Origin of the sequence: Glaciecola sp. 1036 (genome assembly GCF_050306235.1) — a bacterium.
Taxonomy (GTDB): domain Bacteria; phylum Pseudomonadota; class Gammaproteobacteria; order Enterobacterales; family Alteromonadaceae; genus Glaciecola.
On record NZ_JBLWFH010000002.1, the window covers coordinates 35,998 to 55,048 of the forward strand.

General features: G+C 40.5%; 19 protein-coding genes. 13 read left to right on the top strand and 6 right to left on the bottom strand.

All coding sequences use genetic code 11. The features are described from left to right. Positions 1-813 carry a bifunctional DNA-formamidopyrimidine glycosylase/DNA-(apurinic or apyrimidinic site) lyase gene (mutM, locus tag ACNKW3_RS02790; RefSeq protein ID WP_427397742.1) on the top strand — a complete coding sequence of 271 codons (813 nt, stop codon included), beginning with the start codon at positions 1-3 and terminating at the stop codon, positions 811-813. Here the strand turns inward: mutM and coaD are convergent. After that, the gene (gene coaD / locus ACNKW3_RS02795; protein ID WP_427397743.1) at positions 810-1,295 is read right to left on the bottom strand and encodes a pantetheine-phosphate adenylyltransferase; all 486 of its coding nucleotides are present in this window, start codon (positions 1,293-1,295) and stop codon (positions 810-812) included. The genes mutM and coaD overlap by 4 nt on opposite strands. Before the next feature lie 160 nt (positions 1,296-1,455). Between coaD and ACNKW3_RS02800 the strand changes: the two genes are divergently transcribed. After that, positions 1,456-2,922 (top strand): capsule assembly Wzi family protein, encoded by a 1,467-nt coding sequence (locus ACNKW3_RS02800; RefSeq protein WP_427397744.1) that lies wholly within the window; start codon positions 1,456-1,458, stop codon positions 2,920-2,922. 16 nt (positions 2,923-2,938) lie between these two features. Next, entirely contained in the window at positions 2,939-3,697 is a 759-nt protein-coding gene (locus ACNKW3_RS02805) for a glycosyltransferase family 25 protein (protein ID WP_427397745.1), read from the top strand. A gap of 4 nt (positions 3,698-3,701) precedes the next feature. Here ACNKW3_RS02805 and ACNKW3_RS02810 read toward each other — a convergent pair whose 3' ends face one another. Next, the gene (locus ACNKW3_RS02810) at positions 3,702-4,421 is read right to left on the bottom strand and encodes a 3-deoxy-D-manno-octulosonic acid kinase (protein WP_427397746.1); all 720 of its coding nucleotides are present in this window, start codon (positions 4,419-4,421) and stop codon (positions 3,702-3,704) included. 169 nt (positions 4,422-4,590) lie between these two features. On the opposite strand from ACNKW3_RS02810, the gene ACNKW3_RS02815 reads away from it, so the two are divergent. From ACNKW3_RS02815 to ACNKW3_RS02825, 3 genes are all read left to right on the top strand, one after another. Continuing rightward, positions 4,591-5,631, top strand: coding sequence for a glycosyltransferase family 9 protein (locus tag ACNKW3_RS02815; RefSeq protein WP_427397747.1), 1,041 nt, complete (start codon positions 4,591-4,593; stop codon positions 5,629-5,631). 140 nt (positions 5,632-5,771) lie between these two features. Then, positions 5,772-6,533 (top strand): phosphatase, encoded by a 762-nt coding sequence (locus ACNKW3_RS02820; RefSeq protein WP_427397748.1) that lies wholly within the window; start codon positions 5,772-5,774, stop codon positions 6,531-6,533. A gap of 201 nt (positions 6,534-6,734) precedes the next feature. Next, positions 6,735-9,167, top strand: coding sequence for a polyprenyl synthetase family protein (locus tag ACNKW3_RS02825; RefSeq protein WP_427397749.1), 2,433 nt, complete (start codon positions 6,735-6,737; stop codon positions 9,165-9,167). Positions 9,168-9,188: 21 nt separating this feature from the next. On the opposite strand, the gene ACNKW3_RS02830 is transcribed toward ACNKW3_RS02825, so the two are convergent. The 3 genes from ACNKW3_RS02830 to ACNKW3_RS02840 form a co-directional block, all read right to left on the bottom strand. Further along, entirely contained in the window at positions 9,189-9,911 is a 723-nt protein-coding gene (locus tag ACNKW3_RS02830; RefSeq protein WP_427397750.1) for an SH3 domain-containing protein, read from the bottom strand. Positions 9,912-9,916: 5 nt separating this feature from the next. Continuing rightward, complete coding sequence (locus ACNKW3_RS02835; protein ID WP_427397751.1) at positions 9,917-10,450, bottom strand: hypothetical protein; 534 nt, start codon at positions 10,448-10,450, stop codon at positions 9,917-9,919. 240 nt (positions 10,451-10,690) lie between these two features. Beyond that, entirely contained in the window at positions 10,691-11,185 is a 495-nt protein-coding gene (locus ACNKW3_RS02840; protein WP_427397752.1) for a hypothetical protein, read from the bottom strand. 239 nt (positions 11,186-11,424) lie between these two features. Here ACNKW3_RS02840 and ACNKW3_RS02845 point away from each other — a divergent pair, with 239 nt between their 5' ends. Genes ACNKW3_RS02845 through glpG form a run of 4 tightly spaced genes read left to right on the top strand, consistent with a single transcriptional unit; the run spans position 11,425 to position 14,853 of the window. Continuing rightward, on the top strand, positions 11,425-12,621 hold the full coding sequence (locus ACNKW3_RS02845; RefSeq protein WP_427397753.1) for a glycine C-acetyltransferase: 1,197 nt from the start codon (positions 11,425-11,427) through the stop codon (positions 12,619-12,621). Further along, entirely contained in the window at positions 12,618-13,643 is a 1,026-nt protein-coding gene (gene tdh / locus ACNKW3_RS02850) for an L-threonine 3-dehydrogenase (protein ID WP_427397754.1), read from the top strand. Before ACNKW3_RS02845 ends, tdh begins: the two co-directional genes overlap by 4 nt. 14 nt (positions 13,644-13,657) lie before the next feature. After that, positions 13,658-13,981 (top strand): thiosulfate sulfurtransferase GlpE, encoded by a 324-nt coding sequence (glpE, locus tag ACNKW3_RS02855; protein WP_427397755.1) that lies wholly within the window; start codon positions 13,658-13,660, stop codon positions 13,979-13,981. Positions 13,982-13,986: 5 nt separating this feature from the next. Then, positions 13,987-14,853, top strand: coding sequence for a rhomboid family intramembrane serine protease GlpG (gene glpG / locus ACNKW3_RS02860; protein WP_427397756.1), 867 nt, complete (start codon positions 13,987-13,989; stop codon positions 14,851-14,853). Positions 14,854-14,861: 8 nt separating this feature from the next. On the opposite strand, the gene ACNKW3_RS02865 is transcribed toward glpG, so the two are convergent. Beyond that, complete coding sequence (locus ACNKW3_RS02865; RefSeq protein ID WP_427397757.1) at positions 14,862-15,308, bottom strand: flagellar basal body-associated protein FliL; 447 nt, start codon at positions 15,306-15,308, stop codon at positions 14,862-14,864. A gap of 144 nt (positions 15,309-15,452) precedes the next feature. Between ACNKW3_RS02865 and ACNKW3_RS02870 the strand changes: the two genes are divergently transcribed. The 3 genes from ACNKW3_RS02870 (at position 15,453) to rep (ending at position 19,007) form a co-directional block, all read left to right on the top strand. Further along, a complete protein-coding gene (locus tag ACNKW3_RS02870; protein WP_427397758.1) occupies positions 15,453-15,995 on the top strand; it encodes a chorismate--pyruvate lyase family protein in 543 nt (180 codons plus the stop codon). Positions 15,996-16,005: 10 nt separating this feature from the next. Then, a complete protein-coding gene (gene ubiA, locus ACNKW3_RS02875; RefSeq protein ID WP_427397759.1) occupies positions 16,006-16,893 on the top strand; it encodes a 4-hydroxybenzoate octaprenyltransferase in 888 nt (295 codons plus the stop codon). Between the two features lie 104 nt (positions 16,894-16,997). After that, a complete protein-coding gene (gene rep / locus ACNKW3_RS02880) occupies positions 16,998-19,007 on the top strand; it encodes a DNA helicase Rep (protein WP_427397760.1) in 2,010 nt (669 codons plus the stop codon). Positions 19,008-19,051 lie beyond the last annotated feature (44 nt).

Genomic DNA, 19,051 nt, shown 5'->3' on the forward strand with positions numbered 1-19,051 from the left:
ATGCCAGAATTACCAGAAGTAGAAGTGACTAGGCTTGGTATTTCACCCCATGTTGAAAATCAGGTGATTGATAAAATTCTTGTGCACGAGAGAAGAATGCGATGGCCGGTGCCGGTTGAAGTGCATATTGCCGAACAGCAAGCGATAAACAGCGTGGTCAGGCGAGCAAAATACCTCTTTTTGAATACATCAAAGGGGAGCCTAATTTTCCATTTAGGGATGTCTGGCAAAATGCGGGTTGTGGATGCTGAACTTGCACGTAAAAAGCACGATCATATTGAAGTCTATCTGGCTACTGGTAAAAAACTTGTGCTCAATGATCCTAGACGCTTTGGCTCTTGCTTATGGCAAGGTAAGGATGAACCAGAGAGTAAGCTAATGAGTAGCCTGGGTCCTGAGCCATTGACTGATGATTTTGATGGGAAACGTCTTTTTGACTTATCTCGAACCAAGAAGAGCAGCGTAAAAACCTTTATTATGGACAATGCAGTAGTCGTTGGCGTGGGGAATATTTATGCCAATGAAGCGTTATTTTTGTCTGGTATAGATCCTAGACGTCAAGCTAACAAAATTAGTGCTAAACGTTATGAACTTCTGGCCACCAATATCAAACTCGTGCTGCAAAAAGCTATCCAACAAGGTGGTACCACCTTGCGAGATTTTGCGCAGGCCGACGGAAATCCCGGTTATTTTGCTCAACAATTGAATGTGTATGGTCGAGCTGGCGAGCCTTGTGTCAATTGCCTACAACCAATCAAATCTTTAGTGATTGGTCAGAGAAATACATTTTTTTGTACCAGTTGCCAGCGTTAACCGTGAAGCTTTTTGATCAACGCTTGGTTGACATAAGGATGACAGAATTGCTCAACGCTTCCTTTGTGTAGAGCGACCTCTTTTACCAAGGTTGACGAAATAAAGGAGTTTTCTTCTGAGGGCGTTAGAAACACGCTTTCTAAATTAGGATTTAACCGGCGATTCATATTGGCTAACTGAAATTCGTATTCAAAGTCTGATACAGCTCTTAGACCACGTACCAAAATATTCGCGTTTTCATTTTGGGCTAAATCAGCAAGCAATCCTTTAAACCCCTTTACGGTGACATTGTCCAAGTCTTTAGTGACTTCAGTAATAAGCTCTACCCGCTCTTCTAAGCTAAACAGCGGCTTTTTACTTGGGTTAGCCGCAATCGCGACTATGACCTCGGAAAACATCTTCGCAGCCCGTTCAATAAGGTCCGCATGCCCGTTTGTTATAGGATCAAATGTTCCAGGATAAATCGCTTTTTGATATGTCATGTCTCTTAACCTTAACTTTTAACACATTCCATTCGCCATGCAGTAAACGAGAAATCCTGTTGAAAAGCAAACTTATTCAAAAAAAAATGTAGCTAAACTTATTTTAAGCTATGATCGGGCTATTGGATCTAACGATTTTACAATTTACTTCACGGACAAGATGAGATTTAAATTACTAGCAGTCGCCGCCTTAGTCACCTCCAGTCTTAGTACTACAGCTGTTCAAGCGTCCCCATGGGTTGGAACAGTAGATAAACAGTTGCACTACGATTTGCAGACCTTGGCTGAATGGGGATATGTAGATTTGGCGGTCACCGCTTATCCAGTTCCTTGGAAAGGCGTGGCTGAAGCAATTGAAGAGATATCCTTAGATCAAGAAATGCCTTTCAGACCTCAACAAGCCTTGATGCGCATACGGCATTATCTAAATTTGCACAAAAGCCAACAATCCCGTCGATATCTAACCATCGAAGGAGCCAGTGATGATGTTAGATTCCGCTCTTTAGACGACGGTGTTGATGACACAGGTAAACTTACCATCAGTAGCGAGTTTTACTACGAGCGTTGGTCAGGGCAATTGAGCGTCAACTACACCTCTGGTGGAAATAAGAATCTAGATGATAGCTTTATTGCTTACCAATTTGGCGATTGGAATTTACGTTTAGGTGCAATAGAGCAGTTTTGGGGCCCAGCTCAGTCAAGTAGCTTGATTATGTCCAATAATGCCCGTCCGATTAAGTCGTTAGCCCTTTCACGTTCATCTTCTACCGCTTCACAAAGCCCTTGGTTAAGCTGGATGGGACCCTGGTACTTAACAACACAAATTGGCCAAATGGAAGCCTCTAGAAGTGTTCCCGATACCAAAATACTAATGAATCGATTCAATGCAAGACCATTTGACGGACTTGAAGTAGGGGTTTCTTGGGTGGCTATGTGGGGTGGCGAGGGGAGGCCAAGTGGACTGAGTGCATTCATCGATGTGATTACTTTCAAAGGTATTTGTGGTGCTGCCGATGGGGACTGCTCTGAATCAGGACTCACCAAACGTGGAAACCATATTGCAGGCTTTGATATCAGTTATTCTACCCAATTATTTGACCGCCCCGTCACCTTTTATGCACAACGTATTGGCGAAGACGCTGTGGATTATTACAGAATAACCGACAATGCAAATTTGTTTGGGGTATCGACTTATATTGAAAATGCTAAGATTTTCTTAGAGACCAGTGATACCAATGTGAATTGTGATGGAAATTTCACTGATAATCTTAATTGTTATTATGAAAGCGGTGAATATCCGGATGGCTATCGACTTTATGACAGGGCGATAGGCAGTACTTTTGATAGCGATGCCAAACAAATTACTTTGGGGGCAAACTATCGTTTTGAAAGTGGTGCTATCGCTGAAGTTTATTTGCGCAGTGCAGAGCTCAACAAAGATGGAATAAGGCCCTCACCTGTACTGACAGAAGGGGCTAGTGAAGATGTAGTAGAATTATCTGGGTTTTATCAACAACCTTATGGGGATTGGTTGCTAAAAGCTGGCGGCACTGTTGCCAACAGAGATTTACCCTCAGAATCTACAACAGACGCCTTGTTGTACTTAAAAGCGCAATATGTATTCTAATCTGTGAGATAAAAAGATGTTTGAGGCCTTTAATCAATATTTTGACAAGATCTACATAGTGACCTTAGAGGGTTACGAAGACAGACATAAAAGTATTGAAAAATACATGGCGGGCTTAGATTATACTTTGTGGTGGGGAACCGACAAACGCAAATTACCCCAAGACATCCTCCAAGATACCGCATTTTACGATGATGCGGCTCATAGACATACAAAGCGCACTACTAGGTCAATGAATCTAGGTGAACTGGGTTGTGCTGATTCTCATCGCAGAATTTACCAAGATGCGGTAGAAAACCAATACCGAAGAGTCGCCATATTCGAAGATGATGCTGTGCCTAACCCCAAGGTTTTGGCTAATTTCGCGCAACAAATGGCAACGCTTCCGCAAGATTGGGATACGGTCATTTTTGATTATTACGATGCACATTTTGAGGATTTTAAAGGTAAGTTAAAACAAGCAACCTATAAGATGTTCCATAAATTGCACATTGCTAATTGGCATAAAGTGCCAGTGGAATTAATAGACCAAATGCTAATGCGGGATTTTAACCAATATTTCTATTTATCGGGTCGGTTTTCAGGTTCCCACGCATATGCTGTGAGTTTAAACGCAGCTAAAAAATACTTGGCTTACCAAACCCCAATAAAGCTGCAAGCTGATAGGATTTTTTATTACCACAAATCATCTTTCCCGCTACATAATTTTGCTTGTAAAGAGCCTATGTTTTTACAGGGTGAAGTTGCACAGCAATCCACAATTCAATTTCGCTAACTAATTAGTTTTTAGCGTACCCATCTAATAGAGAATGCCAATTCTCATCGCTGAAATGGTAAACCGGATATTGATTTTTTTGCTTTAAAATGGAGCGTTGAAGTCGGGCTAGATTGTCTGATTTCCAATTCCCATCGTTACGCACTTTACACTTATCAAAATCTATCAAGAATACCTGTTCTTGCTTATCAATTAGGATGTTTTTTACATTTAAATCTGGATGCCAAACGTTTGCGTTATGCAAACGTCGAATTTGTTTTCCAATTGCTATCCAACCTTGACTAGAGAATATTTGTTCTTGTAATACTTGGTGCAGCTCTTTTGTCTCAGGAATAGCTTTGGTTAGAATATCACAAGTATAAAATGGCCCTTTTTTCTGTACTTTTGCTGCTACAGGTTGAGGCGCTAAGATGTCTTGTTTTTGGATTAGATTTAAAATGTAGAGTTCTTTAAAAGCGCGGGTATTTTCGATGCCCTGCCAAATAAATTTATCTTCTGAAAATTTAGCGACCAAGCCGCCTCTTCGATAATGCCTCAGCACGAGTTGATTATCACTCAATTGGAAAAAAAATACCTTGCCTCGACCCGATTGTACCTTAATTACCATGCCATTTTCGGCCAGAAAGTCTGGATCAAAATGAACATCTTGTATTAAATCAAAGTAACTTGGATCGCTAACTAATATGTATTCATTGGCGCTAATTTGTCGAACAGAAATTGGCATTATTATTTTAAATTCTCATTTTGCTTACTGAAGTAGCTAATCGGCCTAATGAGAATAATGATCTCAGCGACTAACATCCTTGTTCAAAAGACTTTGTTTATCCTCTTTACCGGTTATGGTAATTTAGCATTATATTAATCCGTCGGCTAACTGTTAGTAGAAATCCACTTTGAAACTTTGCATTTTAAGACTTTCCGCATTGGGTGATGTTTGTCACGCGGTCGCTATGGTGACTGCAATCCAGCATCAGCGTCCAGACGTTGAAATCACTTGGATTATTGGCAAACTCGAATATCAATTATTGAAAGGCATGCAAGGTATTAACTTTGTTGTTTACGATAAGAAACAAGGAAAACAAGCAAATCATCAAGTTAAACAAGCCCTGTCAAATATTACCTTTGATGTATTATTTGTGATGCAAGTTGCTTTAAGGGCAAATTTATTGTCTCGGGTAATAAAGGCTAAGAAAAGGGTTGGATTCGATTGGCATCGCAGCAAAGAAGCTCATTGGTTATTTGCAAATTCTCGTATCAGGGCGCAGAAAACTGCCCATGTACTCGATGGGTTTTTGGGCTTTGCTGAAACCATAGGGGTAATGAAAGAGTCGCCTGTGCAATGGGAAATACCCATTGAGCAAAAGGAGCAAGATTGGGCTGCTGAACAACTTAAAGACCTAGGCGAATTTGCTGTTATTAGTCCGGCGGCCTCAAAGGCAGAGCGTAACTGGCTACCAGAACGTTATGCAGCCACTATCGACTATTTAGCTAAAAAAGGTCTGTCAGTCGTGCTATGTGGAGGCCCCAGCGATTTAGATAAAGAGATTAGCCAGAGCATACTAAGCAAAACCAACGCTGTTAGTCTTAATCTGGTCGGTAAAACAAATTTGAAACAGATGTTATCCGTATTAGGTCGCGCTAGCTTAGTCATTGCGCCTGATACTGGGCCTGCTCACATGGCCACTACGCAAGGGACTAAGGTCATTGGTTTGTATGCTCATAGTAATCCTAGACGCACTGGGCCTTATAATGATCTTGATTCCGTAGTTTCAGTGTATGATCAATGTATACAACAACAAACGGGCAAGCCTTGGCAAAAATTACCTTGGGGTAAACGCGCTAAGGGAAAAGATCTAATGGCCTTAATTGAAGTCGAGACCGTGATAGAGGCTATTGATAAGGTTTTAGCGAGCAAATCCGATTCTCTCGTTTAGCATACTTTTTAAAAAGAGATTCGAGATAAAACTGTAACCCTTGTCATAGCTTCGCAATCTTGCCTTGTTAACATCATTACTGTTGATAGAACAGTTAATTACTGACTCATGTAAACCCTAGAAATCCCGAGCGAGGTAAAATGAAAATATTGGTAGATACTCATTCCCATACTGTTGCTAGTACACATGCATATAGCAATGTTCATGATTATTTTCGTGAAGCTAAGGTAAAGGGTATGCAAATGTTTTCGCTTACTGATCATGGACCCGAAATGCCAGATTCACCGCATCCTTGGCATTTTGGCAATCGCCACGTAATACCACGAATAATTGACAACATAGCTTGTTTAAAGGGCATTGAGGCAAATATTTTACCACCTGAAGGTGGTTTGGATGTACCCGCTGGCATGTACCCTTATTTGGATTTTGTAATTGCCAGTTTTCACGAACCCGTATTTGCTCCCTCAAACAAATCTGAACACACAAAAGCTGTGGTAAACACTTTTAAAAATACTGATTGCCAAATTCTAGGCCACCCTGGAAACCCCAATTATCCTTTGGATTATGAAGAGGTAATTCGTGCGGCCAAAGACAACAATGTGTTGCTGGAAATCAACAATAGTTCTTTCACCCATTCTCGTCGCGGCAGTGAACCCAATTGCATTCGGATTTTAGAACTTATTGATAGCTTAGATTGGAAAGTAGTGTTTTCTAGCGATGCTCATATAGCTCACCATCTCGGCGACTACTCAGCGAGTATTCAACATGCCAATACTATTGGATTTCCCATTGAACGCATTGTAAATCGTAATGCAGAAACCTTTTTATCTTTCTTAAAACAGCATAATAAAGATGTTGCTGATGAGCTCTCAGAATGGTGTAAGCAGCTCACTTCGACTTAACAAGGATTGGAACTTCTGCCCTGAGTTTTAGACTAAATGTTGGTCTGTTGCACAAATTAATGGAATATTGCTTCCTAAGTAAAATGTTAACTATTTGAAATTTATTGATATTTTTATTGGTGTGCAAATTGCTTTGCTTAAGTAGTTTCTAGTAGCTAGTAACAGCAGTTTTTCTGACAAAGTCTATAAGGAGAGCTAGATTTGACACCGATAAAAGGAACAGGCCAACGATCTAAGGATCATCAAGCAGCTCAACGTGCTTCTTCTGTTATCGACCCGAGCTGTTACCCTAAGATGGAGCAAAAAGCGCGATGGTATTTTACCCAACTACATAGCCTGTGCGTACAAGATGACTTTTTAACTCAACTTACCTCAGAATATCAACAATGGGCCAATACTCAAATCAACAGTAAGCAGAATCTGGCGCTATCTGAAATTGAGAAAAAAATGCAGCAAGGAGAAGGTTTTGACAGCCTTTCGTTTTTGCAAAAGTTATCAATGGATAACCAACTAAAAGATTATTTAGACAAGTCACTTTCCTATATTTTTATGCGCGACCTAGGAAAGTCTATCCGAGATCAGGCGGTGGCCGAGCAAATTTCCCGTTTATCTCAGAGAATTCAAAAATGGGTGAGAAAGAAACAATCACGAAGTGAAAAAACGGTGATTGAAAATAGCTTTATTGAGCAAAAAGCTATGGAATATCAGGTTACAGATGCTGTCAACTGGCTCAAAAGTAAGTTGCAGGTGTTAGAGCAAAAGCTTCCGGAATCGTTGGATAAAAATAACGGGTTACGGAAACTGGTCAAAGTATTGGCGGGTGTTGTTATGCACCAGTTAATAGAATTGCCCAAAGACATATCAAACAAACAGCGGGCTGAACGTTTAGATAAGGCAATACGTTTAGGTTATTGCTACGGGCTGACTTATCCATTAATCGATGACATCCAAGATTCGTCGAATTTTTTAGATTCCGATGAAAAAGAAGCGTTTAATCAGGCTATACGAGAAAGTCTTTTGTGTGGCAAAGTCACGGCGTTTCCAGAATTTAAACATGCCCATAAGGAAGTTATGAGCTTTATTTATGAGGAATTGGAAGCTGCATTCAAATGTATTCAATCCTATTTATCGGATCAAGAAGCAAAGTATTTTTTTGAACAAGCCTTTGTCTTTTTTGAGGCCCAAAACATTGACCGTAAAAAATCATTAAATTCTAACGAATATTCAGATGAAAGTTTGTATTTACCAGTGATTCTTAAATCATCGGGTAGTCGGCTGTTAGCTAGAGATATAGTGCATAATCACAGGGATGAAGACTTCGATTATCGAACATTTTGTTTTGGTATTTACAATCAATTTAATGACGACATCAAAGATTTATTTTCGGACATCGCCGAAGATAACCTCACACCTTACAGCTATTACTATATGCATCCCTCGGCTCATGAAAACAATATAAATCCGTATAGAGTTTATTGGGCGGTTGTTTATCACTTAATCTCTCAGGTATATGAAAATGATAGCAAGGTAACAGCATTATTTTTAGAACGTAGTATCAACGCTCATAAAAGCCTTAAAAATGACATTGGCGATGCTGAATATAAGAAGTTAGAGAAATCACTCCTAACAACCGGTAATCAAGCATTTGATAAGTTAATTTCTCGATTAGTGCATTTACCAAATCAAGTAGCTTGGTTCGATAAACTCATCAGCCGAGAAGTATCAGATTATTTTGAGAAACAGCGTCGAGTTAAAGAGCAATTTAAGCAGGAGTTTGTCGCAGCGCAGGACTTTATTAATCAGCATATCGAGTTATCTCAACACCATAGAATACCCAACACGCAGTTAGCCGAATCAGCTAACTATGCTTTGGCTGCCGGTGGAAAAAGACTTCGTCCGGTACTGGCATACATATCCTTGACTCAAAGGTACGGTTTTTCTGAAAATCAAACCATTCCAGTGTTGCAACTGCTGGAGTATATGCATACTGCATCATTAATTTTTGATGATAAGCCTAGTCAAGACAATGCCTCTTTTCGTCGAGGCAAGCCAGCACTACACACACACTGCAAGAGTGAGGCGCAAGCAGAGCTGGCGGGCGTTTATTTGATGATGAAAGCTGTAGAGGTACAAACTCGTGTTCAGAATATTGCTCCTGAGCACATTCTTGCGTCAATTCAATATGCGGCGAATACCACGCAGGCTATTTGTGAAGGGCAACTATTGGATTTACAGTCCCACAATCAACAAACCTCTATTGAAGACTTAGAGCAAATCTGTTTCTTAAAAACCAGTTTGGCGATTGAGGCTGCGATTCTAATTCCGGCCATCTTGGCAGGGGTGAATGACATTGAAAAAGAGCACCTCAAGCGTTTTGCAAAATACCTTGGGCTAGTATTTCAATTGAAAGATGATTTACTTGATGCTCAAGGTGATGCAGTAATCTTGGGAAAACCAACCCAACAAGATATTAAGAGCTCTAAAGCAACATTTGTGACTTTGCTAGGAATAGATAATGCACAAGATAAACTTATGCATTATCAAAGTAAAGCTTTGGAATCGTTGAATAAACTGGCGACTAAGAGTCACTTTTATGAGCAATTATTAGAATACGTGGCATTAAGACAACATTAGGGCTTGCTCTAGGTTTCTCAATTATAGACTGGCATTTAACTGGCTCACACGACTGAGTAGTTTGGCCTTGTACATTAATTGATTCCGATAGTAAAAGTTGTCATCGATATGCACCGGATCAGCGGTGGAAAATTCGCCTCCCCAACGAAGTACATCATCATCGCATAATGACTTAATAAAACGTCTTACACCCTCAGGAAGATTATCTAAATTTTCCTTAACTAAGGCTTTAGAATTATACAACTTACCGTCACACATCACATTCATGTCGATGGCATGGCCTACAAAATGACAACTACGAGTGGCGGGCGGCACTATAGCACCCATCACTTGTTCACTTACATTGCGTATCGAAGAAGTGACCCAAATTTTGACCTTAGATTGTTTGGCAAATTCATTTACCCGGTTTAGTTCAGGTACGAAGTCTTTGTCTACTTTAACACTTTCCCCAATGAATTCAGATCCAGCAAAAGTGGTTAAAACAAACTCCTCTGAAGGATGAATTAACGATTGAGTGCCAGCCTCAATACCCGTTTGGGATTTCTCTAAGCTTTTAGGAGGGATTTTTTCAATATAATCACCATGCACATAACCTACCTTCCCAGCATGAGTTTTCACTCGGTAAAAGGTGACCTCATCAACAATTTCTACTTCTTGATTATGCTGTAATACAGCGACTTTAGTGCCGTTGGGTTTTTCCCGTAAATTTAAGCCTGAGTCAGGTTTTACTCGTCCTCTTTTCATGAGGCTTATCCTTTAGGCTCTTGGTCAAAGGCCGAAATCATATTTTTTATACGGCTGTTACTTTCCCGTGCAGAACGGATCTTTTGAATTTTCTCGATACCTCTTGAGCCAAAATAAAAGCCATAGATGGTCAACATTATGGTTTGAAAGAAGGGGATCCATTCTTCAACTAGCTTAACCTGATCAGGGGTTAGACCACTGTTAAAAATGGTTAAAAACATCAGGATAACGATAGAAACTGTCATGAATATTAGTGTCATTGGCCGAATATTTTTTGACAGCCAACTATCGCTTTTCATGTCGAGCCTCAGACGCTCGGTCAGTTCTTGTTCTTGTTTTTCTTCATGCATAGCGGCTTCGCGATCCATTTGCATAAGAAGTTCTTGCAAGCGTAAACGATAAGCCGTCTTAATTTTTTGTTGTTCAATTTCGGTAAGTGCGATTTCTTCATCTGATGTGATGAGATCGTCGAGTGCTTTACCAACAGAAGTGACTACATCGGTTGTTGATTTACTAAATAGAGTGCTAAGCCAGCCCATGTGAATGTCCCCAATATCCTTAATCTAAAATGCCAACTGCTTACTCATACAAATAAACAAAGCTAAGTAGCAGTCAGAGGTTGCAGTCATGACATTGGGGATACTGCGAACATTCGCCAAAGACGTCCATGCCTTAATACGTCATCATTTGTTAATTTAATGTGATTTTCAACTGTTTTTTTCTTGAACAGCATAGAAACAGTTGAAAAAGGGCAAATATTCGCTTTTCTAAACGTTTAACTAACGGAATTCTATCCGAGTGATATAAAACGCGGCTATATCTTTATCTTGGGCTTGCAACCAAATGCCTTCAACTTGCTGATCCTGCGCACCTAAGTCCGCTAATGAAATTTCAGCATATTGCCATTGTTTGGTTTGCGGTTTTATCAGATAGGTGGATTCCAAGGGTTGCCCATTAGATATCAACTTCACCGCTAAAGTTTGACCGCCTTCCATACCGCCATTGATGACAAAGCTTAAGGTGGTAAATTGGCTGATATCAAATGCGTCATGATGTAATGATAGAGCAGACCAGGGTTTACCTGACACCTTTATAGGCTTTGCATTCCCTGCGGGCACGGAAAACTCTACCTGCGCCCAGCTATGGTTGACCCAACCATTTTTAAGCTCATCATCGTATACGACAAAAGGGTTTGGCTCTTTTGCATGTAAAAAACCAACAAAAGAAAGCGTTACCAAAGAATAAGAACAAATTTTGAGTATCCAAGATTTCATGTTGCGCGAACTGTTAAAATGTTGTTAATAGCAATATTGTATGCTTTTTAACGCAAAAGTGAATCAAAAATCTACAGTTAAAGACTTTTAGTGATCAAATCGGCGTAAAACAGCGTTTATCCATTAAAATTAGTTGTAACTGCATTTAAATATTAAATAATGACATTTAATATTTTTCTAATTATTCGCGGTCGGCTACACTTTACGCCGACCACAGATTTTAACTACAGGGTAAGCCAATGAAGAATGCTTTTGTCCAATATCTTCAGGAGCAAATAGCACAAACAAAAACAGATGGGCTTTACAAAAAAGAGCGCGTCATAACGTCTCAACAATTTTCTGATATTGAAGTCACTGACGGCGGTCATGTGATTAACTTTTGCGCCAATAATTATCTAGGGCTGGCCAATAATAGTGCGTTAATAGACGCAGCTAAATCGGGGTTAGACAGTCACGGCTTTGGTGTTGCTTCCGTCAGGTTTATTTGTGGAACCCAAGATATCCACAAGCAACTGGAACAAAAAATCAGTGACTTTTTAGGTATGCAAGACACTATTTTATATCCGTCTTGTTTTGATGCAAATGGTGGCCTCTTCGAGACTATCTTAACAGAACAGGACGCCATTATTTCAGACTCCCTAAATCACGCCAGTATTATTGATGGTGTTCGCTTGTCGAAAGCTAGACGTTATCGCTACGAAAGCAATGATATGCAAGCACTAGAAGCGCAATTGATAAAAGCCACTGAAGAAGGCGCGAGATTTAAGCTCATAGCTACTGATGGTGTGTTTTCAATGGATGGCGTTATTGCCAACCTCAATGGCATTTGTGATCTTGCAGATAAATATGATGCCTTAGTAATGGTGGATGATTGTCATGCTACTGGCTTTATTGGCGAAAACGGCAGAGGCTCCCATGAATATTGTGGTGTTATGGGCAGAGTGGATATTATCACTGGTACCTTGGGTAAAGCCTTAGGTGGGGCATCTGGTGGTTATACTTCCGGCAAAAAAGAAGTCATTGAGTGGCTAAGACAACGTTCACGCCCGTACTTATTCTCTAATAGCGTCGCTCCTCCAATTGTTGCGGCATCTTTAAAAGTGTTTGACATGATGCAAGATGGCAGTGAGTTGCGAAACAAGGTGCATCAAAACGCCAAACATTTCAGAACTCGAATGGAACAAGCTGGATTTACCTTAGCGGGCAAAGATCACCCTATTATTCCTGTCATGTTGGGTGACGCGAAAATTGCCAGTGAAATGGCGGATAAATTGCTCGAAAAGGGTATTTATGTCATCGGATTTTCCTTTCCTGTAGTGCCCAAGGGAAAAGCCAGAATTCGTACCCAGATGTCAGCCGCACACTCTATTGAGCAAATCGACAAAGCGGTTGATGCATTTATTGAGGTTGGTCGCGAAATGGGCGTTATTGCATGAAGTCGTTGGCAAAATTGAAAAGAGAACCAGGTATTTGGTTAGCTGAAAACCCAAAACCTAATGTGGGTCATAATGACATTCTGATAAAAATTCGTAAAACGGCTATTTGCGGAACAGACATGCATATTTACCACTGGGATGAATGGTCACAAAATACTATTCCAGTCCCTATGATTGTGGGGCATGAATACGTGGGAGAAGTGGTAGCCATTGGCAGCGAAGTAAACGGCTTTTCAATAGGTGATAGAGTGTCTGGAGAAGGGCATATTACCTGTGGATATTGTCGTAATTGCCGAGCCGGACGTCGACACCTTTGTCGAAATACTACCGGCGTTGGGGTAAATCGTTCTGGCGCCTTTGCTGAATTCTTATCTATTCCCGCGTTTAACGCATTTAAGATACCGAATAATATCAGCGACGATATGGCGGCTATTTTTGATCCTTTTGGCAATGCGGTACATACAGCATTGTCCTTTGATTTAGTTGGCGAAGATGTTTTAATTACCGGCGCAGGCCCTATCGGGATTATGGCAGCAGCTGTTGCTAGACATGTAGGAGCGCGCCATATAGTCGTAACTGACGTCAACGATTACCGGTTGGAACTGGCAACTAAAATGGGAGCTACCCGTGCAGTCAACGTGAGCAATACCAATATTAAAGATGTGATGCGAGATTTGGGCATGACAGAAGGTTTTGATATTGGCTTAGAAATGTCAGGTGTTCCTATGGCGTTTCGAGATATGTTAGATAACATGAATCATGGTGGCAAAGTTGCTATGTTAGGAATACCGCCTAAAGACGTGGCAGTGAACTGGAACAATGTAATTTTTAAAGGTCTCACCATTAAAGGCATTTATGGGCGGGAAATGTTTGAGACTTGGTATAAGATGGTTTCTTTACTTCAAAGTGGACTCGATTTAAGTCCTATTATCACCCACAGATTTGATGTATTGGATTTCCAAAATGCATTCGATGTGATGGGATCTGGTCAGTCAGGCAAAGTCATTTTAAATTGGACCTAGTAAGAGGAAAATTAATGGAGCAGTTCCAGCATATTTCACCAGAGCTAACAAAAGAACGCTTAGATAAGGGTGAAATTAAAGTTGTGGATATTAGAGATGAGCAATCGTTCGAAGTTGGCCACATTCCTTCGGCATACCATTTAACTAATGGAAGCTTGACCAATTTCATGAACGAAAATGACTTCGAAGTACCTATAGTTGTCTGTTGCTATCACGGAATCAGTAGCCAGCAGGCAGCGCAATATCTTATTCATCAAGGGTTTGAAGAAGTATATAGCATGGATGGTGGTTTTGAAGCATGGCGAACTCAATATGAGTATGAAAGTGGTAATTCCTGATTAACATGCACCAGTGGATCCCTGTAGTAGCTTTTAACAACAAAGGATTAGGCTTAACCTTTGCTAGGTTTTTACAATGCCAAGGTATTCAAAGCCGTGTTGAGGAAGTGGTGGAGAATGCTAACAATCCTCAATATCAAGTATTCATTCAAGACCCTGAAAAAATTGAGCTTGTTTCCGAGTTAGCGAAAAAGTTTGCAGCAAATCCTCAAGCTAAGGAGTTCCAACAAGCCGCTTGGGAAACCGGCGAAATACAAGAAAGTATCAAATTCGGTAGCGTAAATTTTCAGCCAGCGCGCTTGTTAGCTGTACCTTTTACTTCACTAATTATGCTGCTTTGTCTGGTCATATACATTAGTTTCTTCTTTGGTTTTTTCGACGCTGTTAGAAACCTACTAAGCATACAACCCTTGTCATTAATGGCTGAAAATCATGAATGGTGGCGTTTGTTTGGGCCTAATTTCATTCATTTTTCAATTTTACACATTGCCTTCAATTTACTTTGGTGGTGGATACTGGGAGAGCAACTTGAAAGGGTGTTTGGCACTTTTTGGTTAGTGGTGTTGTTTGTGATTTCCAGTTTATTTGCAAACTTAAGTCAACTGCTAGCAACTGGACCTGAGTTCGGTGGATTATCCGGCGTGGTTTATGCGTTGTTTGGTTTTGTATGGTGGATTGGTTGGTTAAGGCCTAAATGGAATGTCTCCTTACCCACCAGTTATATTGTGTTTATTTTAGTTTGGCTGGTACTGGGTTTCTTACAAATTCTGCCTGTAAACATGGCCAATCAAGCGCACTTATTTGGATTAGTATCAGGTTGTTTGCTCGCTTTATTGTTGCATATTTGGATAAAATCGAAACAGCGAGCTTAATTGAGTAATTAACCGCCTTGTCGTAAATACTTAGTAAATATTACGTCGCGCACAGTTTCTTTCCCTGTTTCTCTTACCATAATATCTTTAAAGCTTTTTAAAATTGAGCGTCGAATGTTCTCGCGACCCGTCAACGAGCGAATGTTTTGGTCTGTCTGGGCGCCAATAATTTCGATTGCCGTGGCACGTAAAAGTGGCATGTGGTGTTCCACATTTGGAATATTTGCGGGGTCGGCTAACATGATTTCAATAGTAACGCGTAAGTATCCTAAGCGTTTCGAGTTATCGCTCACGTAGTTAGTAATGATGTCTGGTTCCAATGCAATATAGGCATAAGAGGGTTTTGCACTTTCTTCCCCTTCCTCTTCTTCTTGGGCAGAAACGGGAGAATTGAGGAGTACCAAGATCGCCAGTACAAACATATATGCAAAGCATCCTGCCCACGTACTTCTCATTAATCTTGTCTGTTCTTGCATTTTACTTACCTTAAGGCCTATGTAGCGAGCTCAACTAGAGCATAAAAGCGAGCAAATTTTAGGGTTATTAAAAATCACTATGTTAGACTACCTTTATCGGTTAATTTTAAGAATTCTTCAGCTTTGTTGTTAAATAGATTTCCCTTTGGATTACAAGTAGACTGGGTCGATACAGAAAGATTCTCTCCAGTACAACCTGAGTTGCAAGATTGGTTGCTTAACACAGGTAGTTTAACGGAACGTTTAGAAGGTCATTGTGAACGATTTTCAGTGCAAGTCTTAGGACAGGCATCGGTCGCTTTAGATAATTCTGAAAAGCGCTTGCTATATACGCAAAGCGACCAAGATTGGCAGGTTAGAGAAGTTATTTTACATGGCGATGATCAACCTTGGGTGTTTGCTCGCTCAGTACTGCCTTTGGCTTTATGTGAAGCAGAATTAAAAAACTTAGGCTCTAAACCTTTGGGTAAACGGATTTTTAATGATCCTGAATTTGTGCGCAGTGAATTTGAGGTAGGTCGAATGCTAGTGCATCCTTTAACTAATCAAAGCAAAACCGGACATGCTCTGTATGCAAGACGTTCTTGTTTCACTATGCAGGGTCAACAATTGCTAGTAGCAGAGGCATTTTTGCCTGATTGCCCTTGTTACCAAAATATTGCTTAGGAAATCCTCTTTGCTGTCATTGAAAACTCAACATTTTAATGCTTATTGGCGGCTGATGCGGGCTGACCGGCCTATAGGAAGCTATTTGCTACTATGGCCTACCATGTGGTCAGTATTTTTATCTTCATACCAATTGTCGGGTACAGGTGTTCCTCCAATAGACATTATTTGTATTTTCGTTATGGGCGTATTTTTAATGCGCAGTGCTGGTTGCGTAATAAATGACTATGCAGACCGAAACTTTGATGGCAGTGTAGAACGAACAAAGTCAAGGCCACTGGCGACAGGCGAAATATCGGAAAAAGAAGCGCTGCAGCTTTTTTCTATATTAATTGGGCTGAGCTTTATTTTGGTATTACAGCTTAACTGGCAAACAATATTGCTTTCTGTAGTCGCCCTTCTTTTAGCTTCAGTGTATCCCTTTATGAAACGCCACACGCACTTTCCACAAGTAGTGTTAGGCGCGGCATATAGTTGGTCCATTCCAATGGCAGCAATGGCTATATTAGAGACGGTGCCTTACTGGGCATGGGTGCTTTATTTTGCCAATTTACTCTGGACCGTAGCTTACGACACACAATACGCCATGGTAGATAGAGACGATGACTTAAAAATAGGCATTAAATCAACAGCTGTACTTTTTGGAAAGTATGATTTGTTGATTATTGCCATTTTACAAACAAGTTGCGCCCTCATGTTGGCTGGCGTATTTTGGTATTTCACACTGACATGGCCAGCTTATCTTGGGTTAGGACTAGGCTACTTGTTATTTATTCGACAATGGATAAGCACTAAAAATAGAGACAGGGACGCGTGTTTCCAAGCGTTTTTAAATAACCACATTGCCGGAATGTGCATTGGTATTGGTGTCATGATTTCCGTCATATTTTCTTTATAACGACCAAATCATCTAAATTAAATATAAAAAGTAGCACTAAATTATGGCAGATGATCTTACATCATTTGTTATAATTCTTAGCCCGAATTTTTAACTAATAAAATATGAAACTAAATCCCGCTCAACAACAAGCAGTAGAGTATGTGACAGGCCCCTGTTTGGTGCTAGCTGGTGCTGGAAGCGGTAAAACCCGAGTTATTACCAATAAAATTGCTTATTTAGTCAATCAATGTGGCTATAAACCTAGTCAAATTGCGGCGGTTACCTTCACAAACAAAGCGGCCCGGGAAATGAAGGAGCGCGTTGCTGATACATTGGGTAAGAAGTCATCTCGGGGTATCAAGATTTCAACTTTCCACACAATGGGACTCAATATTTTAAAGCGCCATGCGTCAGATATAGGCTATAAACCAGGCTTTTCGTTATTTGATGATAAAGACAGTCTAGCCTTGTTAAAAGACCTTACACAAGACGTCTACGATGGTGACAAAGACGCACTACAATCCTTACAAAAGAAGATTTCGTTTTGGAAAAATGAGTTGGTCATGCCAGCTCAAGCAACTAAATTATCAACTCAGGCTGAAGAGCAAGAGTTAGCACAGTTTTACGCTGAATATCAACGTCACCTTCAGGCGTATAACGCCTTGGATTTTGACGATTTGATATTGCTTCCTACCTTGTTATTCATGCAAAACGAAGAGGTAAGGGAGCTCTGGCAGAGACGCATTCGGTATTTATTAGTCGACGAATATCAAGATACCAACAGCAGTCAATACACCTTGGTAAAATTGCTGGTGGGACAGCGAGCGCGCTTTACCGTGGTAGGTGATGATGATCAGTCAATTTATTCTTGGCGTGGTGCGCAACCGAAGAATTTGGTATTGCTACAAAAAGACTTTCCCCAGTTGCAATTGATAAAGTTAGAGCAAAATTATCGTTCTTCAGGCAGGATTTTACACTCAGCTAATATCCTAATTCAAAATAATCCCCATGTATTTGATAAAAAGCTCTTTTCTGCACTAGGTTACGGAGATCCGTTAAAAGTTCTGGTCGCAAAAGACGAAGAGAATGAAGCTGAAAAAGTAATTGCCGAGCTCATGGCTCACAGGTTCATGAATGACACTGAATACCGAGATTACGCTATCTTATACCGAGGTAATCATCAAAGCCGCGTATTTGAAAAATTGCTTATGAAAAACCGCATTCCCTACCGAATTAGTGGTGGAATGTCTTTTTTCGGTCGAGCAGAAGTAAAAGATATAATGGCCTATTTACGCTTGCTAACAAACCAAGAAGACGACAATGCCTTATTACGCATTATCAATACACCCTCCAGAGGAATAGGCAGAGCTACCTTAGCTAAAATAGGTGAATTTGCTCATACCCATCACATTGGTTTGTTTGAGGCCATGTGCCATAGCGGTTTAACCTCAACCCTTGGTCAAAATGCTGGTGGTAAAGTAGCACAATTTGCCAAATTAATTGTGATGACCTCTGACAATGCAAGGCGGGGCGATACTCAAGCCGTATTAAGAGATTTTATTAAACAACTAGATTTTGAAGAATGGTTGTTCTCACAGAGTCCAAGTCCCAAAGCTGCGGAAATGGCCATGGCCAATATTTCTACGCTATTTGGTTGGGTACAAGACATGATTAAAGGCGACGAATTACAAGCGCCCATGACATTGCCTGAAGTGGTCCAACGGCTAACACTACGCGATATGATGGAAAGAGGGGAAGATGCCGATCATGCCGACCAGGTACAATTGATGACATTACATGCATCTAAAGGTCTCGAATTTCCTTACGTGTTTATGGTTGGCATGGAAGAAGGTTTATTACCCCACCAAAGCAGTATTGATGAAGACAATATTGAAGAGGAACGCCGACTCGCCTATGTGGGTATTACAAGAGCTCAACAGCAGTTGTATTTTACTATCGCCCGAGAGAGACGTCAGATGGGAGAACTTTACGAACCAGAACCAAGTCGTTTCTTACACGAATTACCACAAGATGACATTGAATGGGAATGGGAAAAACGAAAACCAGACGCAGAACAGCGTAAAGCGACTGCACAAAAAGGCATTGCAAATCTTCGTAATATTTTTGACTAAATAGTTAACCCCAATTGGGCGTTATCGTTTTTATAGGGTTGGTT